The organism is Streptomyces sp. NPDC060366, from assembly GCF_042725135.1.
Taxonomy (GTDB): Bacteria; Actinomycetota; Actinomycetes; order Streptomycetales; family Streptomycetaceae; genus Streptomyces.
Genome location: NZ_JBHXDC010000001.1, coordinates 885,996 through 902,771 on the forward strand (window position 1 = coordinate 885,996; position 16,776 = coordinate 902,771).

17 protein-coding genes are annotated in these 16,776 nt (G+C 67.9%); 11 read left to right on the top strand and 6 right to left on the bottom strand.

Annotation, left to right across the window (positions count from 1 at the left end; genetic code table 11):
- The first annotated feature begins 22 nt into the window (after positions 1–22).
- Both ACFWHU_RS03735 and ACFWHU_RS03740 read left to right on the top strand, forming a co-directional pair.
- Positions 23–745, top strand: a complete 723-nt coding sequence (locus tag ACFWHU_RS03735; protein ID WP_387223668.1) for a DUF4255 domain-containing protein — start codon at positions 23–25, stop codon at positions 743–745.
- A complete protein-coding gene (locus ACFWHU_RS03740; protein WP_387223670.1) occupies positions 742–2,781 on the top strand; it encodes an ATP-binding protein in 2,040 nt (679 codons plus the stop codon). Before ACFWHU_RS03735 ends, ACFWHU_RS03740 begins: the two co-directional genes overlap by 4 nt.
- Before the next feature lie 301 nt (positions 2,782–3,082).
- Here the strand turns inward: ACFWHU_RS03740 and ACFWHU_RS03745 are convergent, their stop codons facing one another.
- The 4 genes from ACFWHU_RS03745 to ACFWHU_RS03760 form a co-directional block, all read right to left on the bottom strand.
- A complete protein-coding gene (locus ACFWHU_RS03745) occupies positions 3,083–3,415 on the bottom strand; it encodes a type II toxin-antitoxin system VapC family toxin (RefSeq protein ID WP_387223978.1) in 333 nt (110 codons plus the stop codon).
- Between the two features lie 59 nt (positions 3,416–3,474).
- Positions 3,475–3,762, bottom strand: coding sequence for a hypothetical protein (locus ACFWHU_RS03750; protein ID WP_387223672.1), 288 nt, complete (start codon positions 3,760–3,762; stop codon positions 3,475–3,477).
- A 267-nt stretch (positions 3,763–4,029) separates the two neighbouring features.
- A complete protein-coding gene (locus ACFWHU_RS03755; RefSeq protein WP_387223674.1) occupies positions 4,030–4,581 on the bottom strand; it encodes a hypothetical protein in 552 nt (183 codons plus the stop codon).
- Positions 4,568–8,524 (bottom strand): hypothetical protein, encoded by a 3,957-nt coding sequence (locus ACFWHU_RS03760; protein WP_387223676.1) that lies wholly within the window; start codon positions 8,522–8,524, stop codon positions 4,568–4,570. The genes ACFWHU_RS03755 and ACFWHU_RS03760 overlap by 14 nt, the downstream gene beginning before the upstream one ends.
- 252 nt (positions 8,525–8,776) lie before the next feature.
- Between ACFWHU_RS03760 and ACFWHU_RS03765 the strand changes: the two genes are divergently transcribed.
- From ACFWHU_RS03765 to ACFWHU_RS03780, 4 genes are read left to right on the top strand one after another with little or no spacing between them, the layout of a single operon-like run.
- A complete protein-coding gene (locus ACFWHU_RS03765) occupies positions 8,777–10,324 on the top strand; it encodes a phage tail sheath family protein (protein ID WP_385798050.1) in 1,548 nt (515 codons plus the stop codon).
- 42 nt (positions 10,325–10,366) lie between these two features.
- Positions 10,367–10,810 (top strand): phage tail protein, encoded by a 444-nt coding sequence (locus ACFWHU_RS03770; protein WP_147875229.1) that lies wholly within the window; start codon positions 10,367–10,369, stop codon positions 10,808–10,810.
- Entirely contained in the window at positions 10,810–11,244 is a 435-nt protein-coding gene (locus tag ACFWHU_RS03775; protein WP_387223678.1) for a hypothetical protein, read from the top strand. Before ACFWHU_RS03770 ends, ACFWHU_RS03775 begins: the two co-directional genes overlap by 1 nt.
- Positions 11,241–11,384 (top strand): DUF6760 family protein, encoded by a 144-nt coding sequence (locus ACFWHU_RS03780; RefSeq protein ID WP_007457431.1) that lies wholly within the window; start codon positions 11,241–11,243, stop codon positions 11,382–11,384. Before ACFWHU_RS03775 ends, ACFWHU_RS03780 begins: the two co-directional genes overlap by 4 nt.
- A 108-nt stretch (positions 11,385–11,492) precedes the next feature.
- On the opposite strand, the gene ACFWHU_RS03785 is transcribed toward ACFWHU_RS03780, so the two are convergent.
- Entirely contained in the window at positions 11,493–11,687 is a 195-nt protein-coding gene (locus ACFWHU_RS03785) for a hypothetical protein (RefSeq protein WP_387223680.1), read from the bottom strand.
- Positions 11,684–11,890, bottom strand: a complete 207-nt coding sequence (locus tag ACFWHU_RS03790; protein WP_387223682.1) for a hypothetical protein — start codon at positions 11,888–11,890, stop codon at positions 11,684–11,686. Before ACFWHU_RS03790 ends, ACFWHU_RS03785 begins: the two co-directional genes overlap by 4 nt.
- A gap of 727 nt (positions 11,891–12,617) precedes the next feature.
- On the opposite strand from ACFWHU_RS03790, the gene ACFWHU_RS03795 reads away from it, so the two are divergent.
- From ACFWHU_RS03795 to ACFWHU_RS03815, 5 genes are all read left to right on the top strand, one after another.
- Entirely contained in the window at positions 12,618–13,112 is a 495-nt protein-coding gene (locus ACFWHU_RS03795; RefSeq protein WP_387223684.1) for a hypothetical protein, read from the top strand.
- A 49-nt stretch (positions 13,113–13,161) separates the two neighbouring features.
- Positions 13,162–13,599, top strand: coding sequence for a phage tail protein (locus ACFWHU_RS03800; RefSeq protein WP_078074594.1), 438 nt, complete (start codon positions 13,162–13,164; stop codon positions 13,597–13,599).
- Between the two features lie 5 nt (positions 13,600–13,604).
- Positions 13,605–14,447, top strand: a complete 843-nt coding sequence (locus ACFWHU_RS03805; RefSeq protein ID WP_387223686.1) for a peptidase M23 — start codon at positions 13,605–13,607, stop codon at positions 14,445–14,447.
- Positions 14,444–16,429, top strand: coding sequence for a VgrG-related protein (locus tag ACFWHU_RS03810; protein WP_387223688.1), 1,986 nt, complete (start codon positions 14,444–14,446; stop codon positions 16,427–16,429). Before ACFWHU_RS03805 ends, ACFWHU_RS03810 begins: the two co-directional genes overlap by 4 nt.
- Positions 16,430–16,490: 61 nt before the next feature.
- Entirely contained in the window at positions 16,491–16,775 is a 285-nt protein-coding gene (locus tag ACFWHU_RS03815) for a PAAR domain-containing protein (protein ID WP_387223690.1), read from the top strand.
- Position 16,776 lies beyond the last annotated feature (1 nt).

The following is a 16,776-nucleotide window of genomic DNA, read 5'->3' on the forward strand; positions in this document are numbered from 1 at the left end:
TCGTGAGGGTCGAGGTTTCCGGATGATCCATGAGGTGGACGACGTCCTGCGGGCGCTGATCCGCGCGGAGGTCCTCGAAGGCGGTCCGATCGCGGTCGTCTTCGACGCGCCGACGAGGGAGTGGGCGGCCAAGGTCAACTCGCCGATGGTCAACCTCTATCTCTACGACATCCGCGAGGACATGCGGCGCCGTGAACGGGGCCTGCACAACGAGTACGACGAGCGCGGCGCGATCGTCGCGCGCCGTCGCCCGCCCCGCTACTTCAAGTTGTCGTATCTGATCACGGCGTGGACGAAGCGCCCTGAGGACGAACACCGGCTGCTGTCCTCGCTGTTGGCATGCCTGTTGCGGTACGAGGCGCTGCCGCCGGAACGTCTGGCCGGATCCCTGGCGGAGATTGGCGCGGCGGTGCCGATGTCGATCGCGCTGCCGCCACCGGAGGACCGCTCGTTCGCTGATGTGTGGAGCGCGCTGGGTGGGGAGTTGAAGCCTTCGCTGGACCTGGTGATCAGCGTTCCGGTGACGTCGTCGCCGGTCTACGAGGCGGGTCCGCCGGTGGGCGACGAGGGTCTGCGGGCGCGGTTCGGGGACGTACCGGCGCGGAGCGCGGGAACTGGTACAGGCGCGGGACAGCCGGTGTACGGCTCGCGGCCTGGCCGTCCGCCCCGGGATCCGGCGCCGCGGCGGTCGTCCGGCGCCGTGCGGATCACGGAGACGCGCGGTACGACGCCGGAGGATGTATGAGGAGAGCCTCGAACCTGCGATACCTGCTGGCGCGGGCGGTCGCGGTGGAACAGCGGGTCCGCCGGGCGGTCGAGGCGAGGCGGGCCACCGACCCGGACCCGGACGACGCGTTCCGGGGCCTGTATCTGACGGAGGAGAACGTCGCGAGGCTGCTGGACGAGGAGGGGGCGCGTTCGTTCCCGCCCCCCGACGAACAGCGACTCGAAGGCCCCTCGGACTCCCGACTCACGTCCCTGGCAAGGGAGTTCACCCTCACCGCACTCGACATCGAGATCCTGCTCATCGCGCTGGTACCGGATCTGGACGACCGGTTCGAAGCGTTCTACGGCTACTTGAACGACGACGTGACCCGCCGCCGCCCGTCCGTCGGCCTGGCCCTCGGCCTGTGCGGTTCGACGCCGGCGGACCAGGAGGCCCGTGCCCGGCTGTCCGCCGGGTCCCCGCTGCGGGCCGGCGGACTGCTCCTGGTCGAGGACCTGGAACGGCCGTTCCTGAGCCGGGCGTTACGCGTACCGGACAGGGTCACGGCCCACCTGCTGGGCGACGACACGCCGGACCCACGGCTCGCCGATCTGCTGGCCCCGTGGTGCGCGGTACCGGGCGTCGGCGACCCGGCGCCGCTCGCCGGGGTCCTGTCCGACGGAGTACGGCTGGTCTATCTCAGCGAGGACCAGGGCGGCGCGGGTACGGCGCTGGCCGCATCGGCGCTGACGGCGGCGGGCCTGGGTGTGCTGGGCCTGGACCTGGCACGGCTGGCGGAGGACCCCTCACCGGCGGACGCGGTACGCGCCCTGGTCCGCGAGGCCCGCCTCACGAACGCGGGTCTGGTCTGCGCGCCGTTGGACGCGGTGTCCCGCGAACACCCGCACCTGCTCAGGCTCCTGACCGCCACCCCGGTGCCGACGATCCTGGTGGGCCGGGCTCCCTGGGACGCGTCGTGGTCCGTCTCTCCCCCGCTGCTCCTGCACGCCCCGCGCGTGGAGCCATCGGCGCGCGGGGCACTGTGGACGGACGCGTACAAACAGTGGGCCCCCGCCCCGCTCCCACCCACGATCGACGCGGACCACCTGCTGGCCCCGTTCCTCCTCACCCCGGAACAGGTGACGGGCGCCGCCCGCTCCGCCGCCCAGACGGCCCGTCTGGCCGGCGGAACGCTCACCCCCGACCATGTACGCCAGGGAGCCCGCGCCCAGAACGCGGCGGGCCTGGACCGCCTCGCCCGCCGCATCGAACCGGCGGTGACCTGGAACGATCTGGTCCTCCCACCCGACACCCACGCCCAACTCCGCGAACTCACGGCCCGCGCGCGCCACCGTGACCGGGTACTGGGCGAGTGGGGAATGCGGCCGGGGGGCGGCAGGGGCCGAGGCGTATCGGCACTGTTCGCGGGCGACTCGGGCACGGGCAAGACGATGTCGGCGGAGGTGATCGCGGCGGACCTGGGCCTGGACCTCTACACGGTCGATCTGGCGACGGTGATCGACAAGTACGTGGGCGAGACGGAGAAGAACCTCGAGCGCATCTTCACTGAGGCGGCGGGCGTGAACGGCGTCCTGCTCTTCGACGAGGCGGACGCGATCTTCGGCAAACGCTCGGACGTGAAGGACGCCCACGACCGCTACGCGAACGTGGAGAGCGCGTATCTGCTCCAGCGGATGGAGTCCTTCGACGGCCTGGCCATCCTGGCCACCAACCTCCGCGCCAACCTGGACGACGCCTTCACCCGCCGCCTGGACCTGGTGATCGACTTCCCGCTCCCGGACCCACCCCAACGCCTCCAACTCTGGGAACGCTGCCTGGGCCCACTACTCCCCCGCGGCACGGACCTGGACCTGGACTTCTGCGCGTCCAACTTCGAACTGGCGGGCGGCAACATCCGCTCGATAGCGGTGACTTCGGCGTATCTGGCGGCGGACACGGGGGGCGCGGTGACGATGACAACACTGATCCACGCGATCCAGAGGGAGTACCAAAAACTGGGCCGCCTGACGCTGGCGTCGGAATTCGGACCATATCTGGGGCTGGTGCAGGGATAGGCGGCGAGCACCCTTGGCCACGGTCGTGCGACAACGTCCGGTGGCAGACATGTTCCTTCACGTGCAGGCGCTCAGCCATCTCGCTCGGTGCCAGGCCGAGTCCCTTGCACATCTACCAATCGGTAGATTCAGGACTCGGCCACCATCCGACGGGTTGCACTGCAGCATTCGCTCGATCGTGGTTTACGACGACCGACGCCGACCTTGGAGTGTCGGCCCTGGATGTTCGGGTGAGTGGTCTTCTCGGCACAGCGAAGCGAGGCGATGCGGCTGAGGGATAGGCGCCAGCAGGTCCGGCTGGTCAGACCTTAACGACGGCTACAGTCGTGCCACACAGCATGAGCATGTCCTCGGTGTCCGAGGTGAGGACAGTTACCGGTCCTGGTTCACCGAGAGCGGTGGCCGCGACCATCGCGTCGATAGCGTACTTATGGCCCGCGAGCCCGCCGGCAGCCCGGAGGATCTCAACGGCGCGGGATGCAGTCTCCTTCGTCACAGGCTCGACGACGAGCCGGGAAAGAGCCCAGGACATGCGTGCCTTGTGAGCACCGCTGGGGTCGGCCTCCACCAGGGTGACTGCGCTGACCATGACCCGCACGTCGCGCTTGGCCGCCACGGTCAGGAGCGCCGTCATCCCCCTGTCGGCACGCACATAGAGAGACAAAGCCTCACTGTCGAGCACCCACGTACCGCTCACGCTGCGGCCTCAGCGGTGCCGTTGCCCTTGTTGGTGGGACCGAACAGCCTTTCCTCGGCTGCGTGGATGTCCTCGGGGGTCAGGGGGCCGTGGATCTCCTCGTTCGAGGCGATCAACTCGGCAAGGTCGTCGCGTTCGATCTGGCGCTGTATGGCGGCCTCGACGTATCCGGAGATCCCACGCTTGCCGACGCGGGAGCGCACGGCCTCGATGGTGCCCTCGTGGACGGACACGGAGACGGATTTGGTGGGCCCCTCGCCGGGGGCATAGGAAGAGATTGTCACGAATCAACTCTAACAAAAGTTCTATGACAGCGCGTGGTGGCCGGTAGGGAGGCCGCCAGCCCCACAACGCACGGGGTGCGCAACATCCATATGGAGACGACACATGACACGCCGACCAACCCGACCCGGCGACTCCGTCAGCCCTCTGTCCGACGTGATCTTCGTGCCGCAGAACAGGAACACCATGGCGGCCGACAGAAAGCCATAGCCAACAGCTCCGCACATCGACCGATGGAAGGGGCATCTGACTGACATGTGCGGGGTATGTCAGGAGCCAGAGACCTTGATTTCGTTCCAATCATCAAGATGTTCCCCGAACGTCGGGGCGGTAAGTGCGCGAACCTCATTTGGATTTCCGATCCCGTTGATCTCCGCTCCCTGCGCGTGACTCCACAACATGGGTGTGGCGGGCTCAAGGATCTCCGGGAAGTACTCGGAAATGATCTTTGGCGCTCCGTCGATTGTTGTGACATACAGAAGCTGCCCATAGGAGCCAGTGGTCAGCGGAGTTGGTCCGCTGGCATACCCGGCGAACAGAGCGCGCCATTCCGGATGGTTGTACCGGGCCACCAGGAATAGGCTGCGCCTTGCGACGTGGCCCACCGTGAGTGCAGATTTCGCCAGCCTGTCAGCAGTCCAGCCCCGACCCCGACTCACTGTGGGAGACATAACGGAACCTGGGGTTGCATGCAAGAAACTTTCAACGACTGCTGTGCGTTCGTCCAGCACGCTGTCCACCTCTGTACGTGCAGCAACAGCGGCATCGTATTCCGCATCCAAGTACGAGTTTAAGAACTCTACTACCTCACTGATTTCCACCGCTACTTGCCTCTCGTTCGATGAAGAGCCATTTATCGATGCCGATTTCGAAGCTTCCAGGTTCACTACGCCTGCGTCCGTCCAATGAGACGGTCCACGCATAGCTAGTCTCGGTTACTCGCTTGACCGGGTCAGAGAAGAGATCGTCCAGCAATTTCGTTAGTTTCCGTTCCGCCTCCGCGTCACCCCTGGGAAAGTCAGGCATGTTTCTCATCTTTGCCCCGTAGACGTCCCGCAGTAGCTCACCGAAGGTGACCGTAACTGTCAGGTCGAGGGACACCTCGCCCGCAGCCTGTCGACTTCCGGCAAAAGCGACAACATCCCCTGCGATCACCCGTTCCGCCCGGCTCATCTCGATCTGGTTGTATTCCTTGCTAGTTGTGACGAGATTGCGGGCCTCTTGGTACCCGGAGCCACCGAACATGTCCCCGATGACGTGGGCGCGATTCAGATTCCTTCCAGTAATGAATCCGGGTGAATCCCTCGTCACACCGCGCGGCCCGCCACCCGTTTTGAGCCTCAAGTCCGCCCCGGTTACTTCGAGCGTCGTGCTTCGCTGCGGATCGGTTTCTGTGACGGTAAAGCTTTTTCCATCAACCGTGGTATAAGTTGTTATTCGCATTGTTCCATTATCTGTGAATGATATAGACTCGGGCACCGGCTTGAAATCAGTATGCTCGGGTGTATCCTGTCCCGGCAGTTCGAATCGCCCGTAGGGTGAAGTTTTTATATCATACGAATCGGTCCCCATTTTGGACAGTTCATCACTCAGGCGCTTCTTGCGTTCCTCGCTCAAATTCGGCGGGTTCTGTATATTTCGGAGCCCTGTAGTTTTCAATTCCTGGGGCACGGCTTCGCCGAGTTCTTTGAGAAATTTTAGCTTCCCGGCACCCCCTTCCTTGATGAACGTGTACTCATAGAATGCCTTGGTGGTTGCCTCTTTCTGAGGATTGGATCTGAAGTAGGCAGCCAGCGGATTCTGGAACTCGGTCGAATTCGAAACAGCCAGCGCCCGCGCCTCGGTTCCAGATATATCACTCCTTTGCCAGAGGGTAGACGTCGAATCGCGCCTGTCGTCACGTCGCACTTTGGAGACATATTTCGACCACCAGTGATCGTGCACGGCCGTTGTGTATTTTTGGGCATGTTCGGGCATCGCGTTCTCAATTTTTTTCAGAATGCTCGGATCAGTTGGTAGCTCCTGCGGTGAACTTTCTCTGGAGGGACTGTTCACGGCTCTGAAGTAGACTACGGTCTTGCCTGCCCCTGTTTCATCGGTGATGAGTTTCAGTGATTTCAATGAATACTTGCGCCGCAACTGCGGTAGTGCACTTCCAATACTTTTAGTCGTTGCTCCGGGTTGGACGAGAGCGGTCGCCTCTTGCAGTGCTTCGACTGAACCGTTTTTCATTCCGGGATCCGCATCATGGTCACCCTTCTCATCCTTTCCTTTTCTTCCGTTCCAGAGGGCCTTGCCCTTTTTGGCAATGAAGTCGACGATCTTGTCGATCGCGCGGGTGACCGGGCGGGAGACCGACTGGAAGACCGACTTGACCTTGTTCGCCAGGCCGCCGATGCCCAGCAGTGCCGCGAGGAAGCCGATCAGGAGCGGGACGCTCGCCGCGAGGGCGGCCTCGACCAGCTTTGGGACGCCCGCCTGGGCGCCGTTCGCTATTTGGATCACCGCGTCGAGGACCGCGTTGACGAAATCCGCGATCTGGGCGCCCTGCGTCACGATGAACGTGACGATGTCGATGATTCCCTTGACCGCCCTGACGAAGGCGGACGCCGGGTTGAGCAGGGAGAGGATCCAGGTGATCCCCGCGATCAGGACCGTCGGGATCAGGTAGGTCGTCAGTTTGGAGAGGATCGTGGCCTTCAGGTCGCCCGTCTCCGCCTGGATTTCCTTCACCGCGCCGGCCGGGCCCTCGCGGGCCAGGCTCTGGGCCACCGGGACCGAGGATTCGACCTTGGACATCGCCTCGTCGGGGACGCCCTTGCGGGTGACGCGGGCGCGGATGTTGTCCCAGGTCAGGCCCAGTAGGGATCCGATGATCTGGATGATGCCCTTGAGGTCGAACCTCGCGGGGAGTTCCAGGCCCGCCTTGACCGCCGTGCCGAGCAGCCAGGACACGACGCCGGTCTTGAGGTGGTCCGCGATGTTCGTGATGAAGAGGTTCAGGCCCGCGCCGACCGCCCTGACCAGGTTGCCCAGGAAGCCGATCGGGTCCTTGATGATCTTCATGATTGCCGAGGCGGCCTTGGCGAGGATGCCCAGGAGGAGATTCTTCAGCTCGTTGATGGTCTTGATCGCGCCGACGATCGCGTCCTTCGCCTTGTCGATCAGCCCCTTGTTCGCCTCCTGGAGCTTCTTGATCTCCTCATCGATCTTGTTCAGCGCAGCCGTGTATTTCGTGGCCAGGTCCTGGACCAGTTGTTCGGACTTCTCGTCGACCGTCGCTTCCAGGTCGTCGAACTTCCCCGCGAAGTCCTTCGCCGCCTCCTCACCGAACGCCTTGAGATCCGCGGGAAGTTTGTCGACCTCCGCCTTCAACTCGGCCCGGCCCTTGGCGATACGGGCCTTCGCCCGGCCCAACTCGGCCCCGATGATGTCGGCGACAGAGGAGATCACCGTCTGCATCTGGGAGACGTAGAGCTTGCGCGCATCCTGGTAGAGGTTGTTCGCCTCCTTCGGCAGCCCGGCGAACTTGTCCTTCACCCACCGGCCCTTGCCCATGAGGCCGGAGTACCGCTTGTCCTTGTACTTCTTCATCCGGCGCTTGTGGTCCGCCGTGAACGCGTCCCGCGCCGCCTTCTCGCCCGACGTGAACGCCGTGTCGACCTTCTTGTCCAGGCCGGAGAGCGTCTCCTCGACGTCCTTCTTCGTCCCGTCGTAGACCTTCTGGAGCTTCGCCGTGACCTCGGCGCGCTTCTTCTCGTCCTTGCTCTTGGTATCGCCTTTTCCGCCGTCCACCTGCTTCCCGGCCGCGCCACGGGTCGCCGTCAGGGCCGAAATCGCCTGGGCGCCGGACGCCGCCGCGCCCTCCTTCGCCGCGGCCAGCTGCTGGTCCTCCGCCGCCTTCCCCTTCGCCGGGGCCTTCGCCGCGTCCGCCTCGGAGGTCTTCTTCGCGGACAGCGCGTCGTTGAACTCCGGCTCGTTGCCCTTCGCCAGCTGCTCCTCGGTGACCTCCGCGTCCGCCATCGCCTGGTCGTTCTGCACCGGGCCCTCGGAGAAGTCGGTGACGGCAGGGGGTTGTTTCGCCGGGACGGCGTCCGCGGCGGAGGGTGCGCCGGGGTTGCCGGGGGGCTGGTCGGGGCTGAGCGGGGTGACCTCTTTGTCCTTCGCCGCCGAGGTGTCGGGCGGGGCCTTGGTCGCCGTGTCGATGTCCTTGGCCGAGGACTCCTTGCCGTCCGTGACCTTCCCGTCGACCTCCGCCTTGACCTGGTCCGCCTTGCCCGACTTGGAGAACTTGTCGGCCTCGTCGAGGTTCTTCGGCGCCTGCGCGTCGATCGCCTTGTTGACCGCCTCGATGAAGGCCGCCTTGTCGAACTCACCGGGCTTAGCCGCGTCCATCTTCTCGGCGTTCGCGGCCTTGCCCTGGGCTTCCTTGTCGTCCGGCGGAGCCACCGCCGCGTCCTGCGACGCCTTCGCCTCACCCACCGCGGGCGGATGCGCGGCGACGCGCGCCTTCTTCGCCGCCACGTCCGCCTTCACCTTGCGGAATCCGGCCGCCTGGGCCGGCGACGGCTTCACCGGAGCCGTATAACGCTGAGCCACGAGGCGGGACACCGCCGCGTTCCCCGCCGCGCGCTGAAGACGTTGGAGGCCGCGGCGGTCCGGACGAGCCGGAGCCGTCTTCGTACGGGAGACGTCCACACGGGTGGCGGCGGCGGACGGACCGGGCCGGGTGGGGCTGCCGCCCTTCTCCGGGACCGCCTTCATCCGTCGCCCCTCCCCTTCGGCCGGACGTGACTTGTCAGGGTGCGCGGCGGCGAAGCGGGGCGCGCAGAGTGCGCGTACCAAGTCGGGGGCAGAACCGGGCGGTTGGGCGGGTGACCCCGTTGCCTGATCGGGCACTCGTCGGTGCACGGCAGGGCGGCCGGACATCCGTTCCCGAAGATCGGCTCAGTGGCGAGAATGACCGGCGTTCCCCGGTCCGGTTCCTGTCGAGGAGAGCGTCAAGGAGAGGCCCTTATGCCGTCGTACCTGTCCCCCGGCGTCTACGTCGAAGAGGTCGAGTCCGGTTCACGGCCGATCGAAGGGGTGGGCACCTCGGTAGCCGCCTTCGTCGGTTTCGCACAGAAGGGGCCGTTCGACGAGCCGACGCTGATCACGAACTGGAGCCAGTACGTGAGTACCTTCGGCGACTTCGTCGACGGTACGTACCTCGCCACCTCCGTCTACGGGTTCTTCTCCAACGGCGGCGGCATCTGCTACGTCGTACGGATCGGCGACGGCTCCTCCGCGAGCGGCGACGGAGAGACCGGCGAATTGGCTCCGGGCGCCGAGGTGCAGGTCGGGCCGTACGCCGTGAAGCCCCGGCCTGGTGTCGCCGGCGAGATCAGCGTCGAAGTGACCGCGGCCGAGGGCGACGACCCGCCCTCCGACACCTTCCAGCTCATCGTGCGGCGAGACGGGCAGGTCGCGGAGACATACCCCTCCGTGACGACGAAGCGCAGCAAGGAGAACGTCGCCACCCGCGTCAACGCCAAGTCGGAGCTGATCGAGGTACGCGAACCCGGGCGCGGCGCCGCCCCCGCCCGGCCCGAGCCGCAGACGGTCACCCTCGCGCCGGCTGCCCCCGCCGACCCCGCAGCCGGTGGTGCCGGTGCGCTCGCCCCGGAGGTGTACGTCGGTGACGCCGACAGCCGTACGGGTCTTGGCGGGCTGGAGGCGGTCGAGGACATCACGATGATCGCCGTGCCCGACCTGATGAGCGCCTACCAACGCGGGCTGCTGGACCTGGAGTCGGTGATCGCCGTCCAGCAAGGGGTGATATCCCACTGCGAGTTGATGGGCGACCGGGTGGCGATCCTGGATCCGCCGCCGGGTCTCTCGGCGCAGCAGGCCAGGAGTTGGCGTACGGACCGGGCGAACTTCGACTCCAAGTACGCCACGCTCTACTACCCGTGGATCAGCGTCGCCGACCCGGCGTCCGGCCGCCCGAGCCTCGTACCGCCGAGCGGGCACATCGCCGGCGTCTGGGCGCGCAACGACGACACACGCGGGGTACACAAGGCCCCCGCGAACGAGGTCGTACGGGGCGCGGTCGCGCTCCAGACCCAACTCACCAAGGGCGAGCACGATCTGCTCAATCCGATCGGGCTGAACTGCATCCGCGCCTTCCCCGGCCGGGGAATCCGGGTGTGGGGCGCGCGGACACTCGCGTCGGACCCGGCCTGGCGGTACGTCAATGTCCGGCGTCTCTTCAACTACCTGGAGGAGTCGATCCTCGCAGGCACGCAGTGGGTCGTCTTCGAGCCGAACGACGACGCGCTGTGGGCGCGTGTCAGGCGCACCGTCTCGGCGTTCCTGGTCAACGAATGGCGAAAGGGGTCGCTGTTCGGGCTGACTCCGGACGAGGCGTTCTACGTGAAGTGTGACCGCGAGACGAATCCGCCCGAGAGCATCGACGCGGGTCAGGTCGTCTGCGAGATCGGGGTCGCACCGGTCAAACCGGCCGAGTTCGTGGTGTTCCGGCTCGCCCAACTGACGGGCGGCACAGGCGGTATCGACGAATGACCTGCCACGGAGTAGCGGAGAAGACGGAGTAAGGAGTCAGTTGTGCCACTTCCCGATCTCGACAGTTCCGTCGGGCATTCCTTCGGCCTCGAATTCGACAGCGTCGTCATCAAACAGATCACCGAGGTCAGCGGTCTGAAGATGGAGCAGGACGTCATCGAGCTGAAGCAGAACACGGCCGACGGCAAGTACGCCATCAAGAAGCTGCCCGGGCGCCCCAAGGCCGGTGAGGTCACCGTGACCCGAGGGCTCACAGAGGACAACAGCTTCGAACGCTGGATCAGGGACTCGCGGTTCGGGCGCATGACGGACGCCCGACGCAACGGCGCCGTCATCGTGTACGACTACGAGGGCCTGCCCATCAAGCGCTACACGCTCATCAACGCCTGGCCGAAGTCGCTGGAGATCGGGACGCTCAAGGCCGGCGACACCTCGGTCCTGACGGAGAAGCTGGCGATCACCTACGAGAGCATGGAACTCGGCTGATGCGCCGCACCGTTCAGTTCCAGGCCGCCGAGCGGGCCCCGCAGCAGGGGCATCAACCCGAGCCGCTGCGCACCGAGTTCGACTTCGAGCTGCCGCGCGGGTACGTGGACGAGTCGGGCACCGTGCACCGTAACGGCGTGATGCGGCTCGCGACCGCCCGGGACGAACTGGTGCCGCTGCGGGACGACCGGGTGCGCGAGAACTCCGCCTATCTGTCGGTCGTCCTGATCTCGCGGGTCGTGACCAGGATCGGCACCGTCGAGGACATCCATCCGGGCGTCATCGAGGACCTGTTCGCCTCCGACCTGGCGTTCCTCCAGGACTTCTACCGCCGGATCAACGCGGAGGGCCACACCCGCGCCGCCGTCACCTGTCCGTCCTGCCAGGAGGAGTTCGCGGTGGATCTCGCCGGTGGCCGCCTGGGGGAATCGTGACGTACGCGGCCGACCTGCTGTACGAGGAGGTCGCGTACCTCGCCTATCACTTCCACTGGCCGCTCGACGACCTGCTCGACCTGGAACATCCGGAGCGTCTGAAGTTCGTCGCGCAGGTCGCCCGCCTCAACGGGCACTGAAGGCACGGGGAGGGCGGGAGATCCATGGGGCTGATGTCCTGGCTGCGCGGCGGCCGTTCGGGGGCGGCGGAGCAAACGTCGTCGGCGACGCGGGGCGCTGACGTGACGTCAGGCACGCGGCAGGAACGGGAAGATCGGGTCGACGTTCACCGGCTGGCGCCCATGCAGCGCACCGTGCTCGGGCAGGATCTCGTCATCGACCCCGCCGGGTTCCAGGGGGCGCTGTCCACCCGGCAGGACACCGCGCTCGGTACGCCGCTGGGGCATCTGGTCAGCCCTGACGCGCCCACGGGAGTGGTTCACGGAATCACCGCTCCCACTCCCGCGCACCCCGTGCCGTCGGCCCAGCGGTCGGTCGAGATGTCGATGCGAAGGGCGACGGCACCGGAGGGAAAGCCCGCCGATGCGGGCGTCAGAGTGCCTTCGGTCGTGGTGAGTTCCGCCGAAGTACCCGTGCCCATGCCCGCGTCCGTGCCCGTGCCCGTACAGCGCGCGGTCGCCTCCATGACGTCCGCCGGTACGTCTGCCCTCGCCGATCTGCCGGTGCGGCAACTTGTCGGTGAGCAGGCCCACTTGCCCATTTCGACGCCGCCCCAGGAGCCGGCCGTACAGCGTGCGGCCGAGCGCGAGCCCGAACCCGCCGCCGACCCGCGCCCCCGGCGAGCACCCGGACTCGGCGCGCCGCTGCCAGGGTTACCGCCGACAGCTCAACGACACGCCGCCGCCTCCGTACCGGGGAAGGGCGCTCCGGAGACACCGGCAGATCCGGTAAGTCCGCCCGTCGTCGCTCCGCTACTCGGCGATGTTCCGTTGGTGGGTGCCGCGTCCGAGGAAACGGAGAGTGGGGACGAGGCTACGTTCCCAAGTGCCCCTCTTCAGATGTCTGTTGCTGCCTCAAAGCCGACGCCCATAACGCCCCCTGCGCCTGCGCACGCCGTCACGCCCACCGTCCCCCTGCTCGGTGACCGGCCACTGACCCTCCGTACGGCAGGGGTTGAGGCAACGTCGGGCGGCGGTCCTGCGGCCGTCCAGCGTTACGTGGAAGATGATGCCGGGCCTTCGCCGACCGTGACCGTACCCGTGCCCGTGCCCGTGCGGTGGACGACCACGTCCGGGCCGGACGTACCTGCCCGTCCCGACCTGCCACCGTCACCGCACTACTCGCCGGCTCTCCTGCCAGTACCCGTACAGCGCTCGGCAGTTGTGCCCCTCGCATCGACGCGGCCCGCACCCGTGTCCGCCGCCGTCCCAGTTCAGCGGCAGACACGCGGCGGCGGGCCGCCCGTACCGGGCTCCCTGCCCCGTAACGACGGTGGCGTCAGGCTTCCCACGGCCGGTGCCTTCGCCGTGGCCGCCGGGGTGGCGCAGCGGATGCCCGACGGGAGCGTCGTCTTCGGTTCAGCCGCCGAGCCTCCCTCCGGCACGTCGCGGCCGGTCGTCCAGCGCGACGCCGAGCTCACCGAGGACCCACCACCGCCCGACCCCGCCTCCGGCCCGGACCCCGTCCCCGATCCCGTACCGACCGGCGAACCGGCCGGCGAACCGGAGCCCGCCGGCGAGGGCGACGCTCCCCCGCCCGCCACCGGTGCCGTGCCCGGGAAGGCAGGCGCGCCCGTGGTGACCGACGAACTGGTCCGCGCTCTGTACGCGCCGCTCAGCCGGCTGTTCAAGGCCGACCTCCGTCTGGAACGCGAACGCGCCGGATTCCTGATCAACACCCGTCACTGACCGATGAACCCGCCACTGCTGGACGTCCCGCCACCGAGAGGTACGTGTCATGGCCACCGCCCAGGACAGCGATCCCGCCGTCAGCGTCTGCTTCGTCGTGACGATCGACGACATCGAACTCGGGTCGTTCAACACATGTGACGGTCTGGGGTGCGAAGTCGTCCTCGAAACGCGGGAAGAGGGCGGCAACAACGGGCATGTGTGGCAGCTGCCGACCCGGCTGAAGTACTCCAACGTGAAGCTGTCCCGGCCGCTCACCAGCGAGACGGAGAAGGTGGCGCGCTGGTTCGCCACGATGACGACCGGCTTCAGCCGTAAGACGGCGCACATCGAGGCGCGGACCGGTGACGGGCGGAAGGTCGCCCAGTGGGGGCTGTTGGAGGTCGTACCGGTGCGCTGGACGGGGCCTTCGTTCACGCCCGAGTCGCCGAAGGTCGCGATGGAGACGATCGAGATCGCCCATCACGGCTATGTGATGGAGGGCTGAGCGCCATGAGCGCGGCGGGACCCATCGCCTTCAGCGCCGCCGGTACGTCCGGGGTGGCCTCGGCCTCGAAGGGCGGATCGGCCCGGCCCAAGCTGGAGCACGCCTATCTGGAGCTGCGGACGCCGCCCACCGGCGGGGGTCTGACGCCCGGCGGACCGTGCGGCCGGATCGACTTCCAGTTCAATCCGAAGGAGTTGAGCCTCACCAAGGCGGCGTCGTGGAAGCGGACTCCGGCCAAGGGGGCGAAGAGTTCCGGCCCGCCGGAGTATCAGGGGTCGCAGCCCAGCAAGTTGACCGTCGAGATGTTCTTCGACGCGAGCGACACCCAGGACACCCGCGTGGTGAACTCGGTGGAGCAGTTGTTCGCGTGCTGTGTGCCGACGAACGAGACGCGGCAGCAGCAGCGGTCCTCGCCGCCGTGGGTGGTCTTCCACTGGGGCGGGCTCACGGGGTTCCCCGGTTATGTCAGCCAAGTCGCCGCGAAATACACCCTGTTCACCACCTCCGGGGTGCCGATCCGGGCGGTCTGCCAGGTCACGATGGAGGAGATCAGCGGGGAGACGCCGGGGCAGAACCCGACCTCGGGCGCGCTGACCGCGCGGCGTGTGCACCGGGTCGCCGCCGGGGACTCGCTGCCGTCGCTGGCCCACCGGGAGTACGGCGACGCCGGTGCCTGGCGGGTGATAGCCGAGGCGAACGACATCGACGACCCGATGCGCCTCGCCCCGGGCACGCAGCTCCTGCTGCCGGCGCTGGACGAGCTGAGTCGGCTCCAGGACGGCGCGGAACGGGACCCGGGCGGGTACGACGTGGCCGTGACCGGCGTCGCCGGGAGGCGGGGCCGATGACCCAACAGGGCGTCGCCAGCGCGCTGGTGGTCGAGTTCGGCGGCACGGCGCTGCCGGCGAAGTTCGTGAACACCCTGGTCGAGGGGTACGTGGACGACAGCCGTACGCTGCCGGACCTGTTCCTGCTGCGGTTCCGGGACCCCGACCGGGTGCTGTTGGAGCAGACCGGGCTGAAGATCGGCAGCGAGGCGCGACTGCTGGCCCGCGCGGGTGGCGACACCGCCCCGAAACCGCTGCTCGACGGCGTGGTCACGGCGCTGGAGGTCGAGCTGGACGAGACGGGCACGTTCACCGTCGTACGGGGTCTGGACGAATCGCACCGGCTGTTCCGGGGGCGGCGGGTGGTCAGCTACCAGAACATGACCCTCGCCGACATCTGCGGCCAGGTCGCCCAGCGCGCGGGGCTGAAGCCCGGCACCGTGGACATCGCCGGGCCCGTACTGGAACACATCGCCCAACCCAACGTCACCGACTGGGAGTTCGTGCGCGGGCTCGCCGAAGAGGCCGGTGCCCAGGCGTATGTACGCGACGGGCAGCTGCACATCACCCGGCCCGCCGAGGCGAGTTCGGCACCGGACGGGTCGGCGCGGGCCGACCGCAATCCGCTCGTTCTGGAGCTGGGCGGCAATCTGCTCCGCTGCCGGGCCGGGGTGTCCGCCGCCGAGCAGGTCTCCGAGGTGGAGGTGCGCGGCTGGGACGTACAGGCCAAGCAGCCGCTGGTGGGCAAGGCTCCGGCGGGGACCTCGTCGACGCTGGAGCTGGGGGTGACGGCGGCGGAGGTGTCCGCGCCCTTCGGCGAGGCGCGTTTCGTCGTGACCGACGCGGCGTACGGCGCGCAGGCGCAGGTGGACCAGGCGGCCAAGGCCCTGGCGGAGCGGATCGCGGGCTCGTTCGCGGAGCTGGAGGCGGTGATCCGGGGGAATCCGGCGGTCCGGGCGGGCAGCGCGGTGGCGCTGAACGCGGTGGGCGCGCCGTTCGAGGGCCGGTACACGGTGACGTCGTCGCGTCATGTCTTCGACGCCGTACGCGGGTACGAGACGTGGATCACGGTCTCCGGGCAGCAGGAGCGCTCGCTGTTCGGGCTGACCGGCGGCGGCCCTGGACCGGGCGGTTCCGGTGGTCCGGGCGGCGGTGGGCGGTGTGCGGGGCTGGTCAGCGGGACGGTGACGGACACCCAGGATCCGGAGGGGTCGGGGCGGGTGAAGGTCCGCTTCCCGTGGCTGTCGGACGAGTACGCGAGCGACTGGGCACGCACGGCGCAGTCCGGCGGGACGGGCGGCGGTGAGGCGTTCATCCCGGAGGTCGGGGACGAGGTGCTGGTCGGTTTCGAGCACGGGCATCTGGACCGGCCGTACGTCTTGGCGGGTCTGTACAACGGGCAGGACAGGCCGGGCGGCGGTGGGGACGCGAGCGGCGGCGCGGGGGCGGGTCCTGCGGCGGGCGGTGCCGCAAGCGGTGGTGCCGCCGGTGCCGGCGCGGCCGGAGCCGGTGCGGGCGGGACCGGCGGCGGGACCGGCGGTGAACTGGTCGACCCGACCAGCGGCGCCGTGAACCGCCGCGCCTTCGCGTCCAGGAGCGGAAACCAACTGGAGCTGCTGGACGCGGCGAACGGCCCGCAAGGCGTACGGCTCCGCACGGGCGACGGCAAGCTCACCATCGATCTGGACCGCAAGGGCACCGCCGTCGTCATCAACAGCGACGGCAGCGTGACGATCGAGGCCAAGGAGCGGGTCTCCATCAGGGCGGCCGGCGGAGTCGCGCTGGACGCCGGGAGCGGAGCACTCGAACTCGCGGGTGACAGCGTCACGTTGACGTCTCGGAGCGGTGTCGCCGTGGACGGCGGGAACGGCAAGGTCGCGCTCTCCAGCGGCGGTTCGGTGGAGGTGCGCGGCGGCCAGGTCACGGTCGACGGCACGCGGCGTACGGACATCAAGAGCGGAGGCTCGGTGTCGGTCAACGCCCCCATGATCAAGCTGAACTGACGCTTCATCAGCTCCGAAGAATCAGGAACAGACGCACGAACAACGGACAGGAGTGGACCGTATGTCGGCAGCAGCCGCAGCCGCCCGGGTCGGCGACCCCACGGGGCACCCCGGCACCGTCGGACCGCCCGGTGTGCCGTCCGTGCTGATCGGCGGGAAGCCCGCAGCGACGGTCGGTACCGCGCACCACTGCGCCTCCCCCGCCGCCCACCCGCCGACCGTGATCGCGCCGCCCGGCAGTTCGAGCGTGCTGATCGGCGGCAGTCCGGCCGCCCGCGCCGGGGACCTGGCGGGCTGCGGCTCACCGGTGGTGTCGGGCTGCCCGACCGTACTGATCGGGGGGTGAG